This is a genomic window from Mesorhizobium sp. WSM4848, from assembly GCF_055811375.1.
In genome coordinates this window covers 1-1,078 of the sequence record NZ_JBVVPX010000101.1, presented here as the reverse complement: position 1 = coordinate 1,078, position 1,078 = coordinate 1, and the positions used below count along the sequence as shown (strand labels likewise).

Annotated in this window: 1 protein-coding gene; it reads right to left on the bottom strand. The window is 61.3% G+C overall.

Features of this window, described 5'->3' with window-relative positions; translation table 11 throughout:
• Positions 1-129: 129 nt before the first annotated feature.
• Complete coding sequence (locus AC0L16_RS33445) at positions 130-954, bottom strand: methyltransferase domain-containing protein (protein WP_473625792.1); 825 nt, start codon at positions 952-954, stop codon at positions 130-132.
• Positions 955-1,078 lie beyond the last annotated feature (124 nt).

The window sequence follows — 1,078 nt, the reverse complement described above, 5'->3', positions numbered from 1 at the left end:
GCACACCAGACGACGTAAGGAAGGCCTTCGAGGCTGCTGCCGAGGAGGAGGGGTTGCTACGCTCCTCCTCTAATTAGGCTCACTTTGCGTGGGCGCTGTTGAACACCGGATGCCGCAGAGTCAGCTGCACTATTTGCGTGCGAGCACGACGTGAGCCTCTTGGGGGAACATCAGCTCCCCTCCAGTTGAATAGATTGCCAGCGAGGAACTTACATCACCCATGATCGCTGCGATGACTGCGTCGCGATGTCCGGCATCCATTCCGCTGACCAGCCCTGCCTGCGGAGTCGCTGCCAGCTGTAGTCGCACATATTCCTTTGACGAGGGGAATCGGATGTTCTGTGTCGTCGTGTCGATTGTCACCTGACGAAATCCCGCCCCGGCCACCAATCGGTAAAGCTCGTCTGCATCGGCGAGTGAATGCTCGGACCGTTTCGTTGCCGAAGCGCCTGGACCGAGGTGTCGATCCAAGGCATCCGCCAGCGCCTTTGCCGCAGGAGTGCGCTCAATAGCGCTGAAAACGCTTAAGGCCAGTCGGCCGTTAGGCACCAGAACCCGGAACATCTCACGTAGCGCACTCGATCGGTCCGGAAAAAACTGCAGTCCGAGTTGGCAAAGAACCAGATCGAAGGTGGCGTCAGGGAACGGCATTTCGAGCGCGCTTCCCTCGTGCCAGTCGATGAGCGGTCCAGCGCCTCTCGGGAGCGATCGAGCAACGGCAAGCATGCCCGTGTTGATGTCGAGGCCGACGACCTGCCCACTTCCCATACGCTCGGCCGCCAAGCGTGCCACCACGCCGGTGCCGCAAGCTACGTCCAGAACCCGCTCACCAGATAGAAGCGCGGCACGATCCACGAGGTCGGCAGCCCACAGGGCTGTGATTGCCGGGACCAGGTAGCGCTCGTAGAGTTCCGCGGCGCTGCCTTCCAGCTGCCACTGCTCCTGCTCGGCCATAGCGTCCCTCCCGCACAACGTGCCGCTCGGCAAAAGGCTCGATCGGCGCTTTTAAGCAGCCATCATAAAGCGCGTGTCTGTCAAACAAGCAACCGCGCGCCAACCGGCGGTTGGTAGACGCGAC

Coding starts and splice junctions, on each gene's coding strand:
- AC0L16_RS33445 (WP_473625792.1), bottom strand. CDS start 954: ATGGCCGAGCAGGAGCAGTGGCAGCTGGAAGGCAGCGCCGCGGAACTC.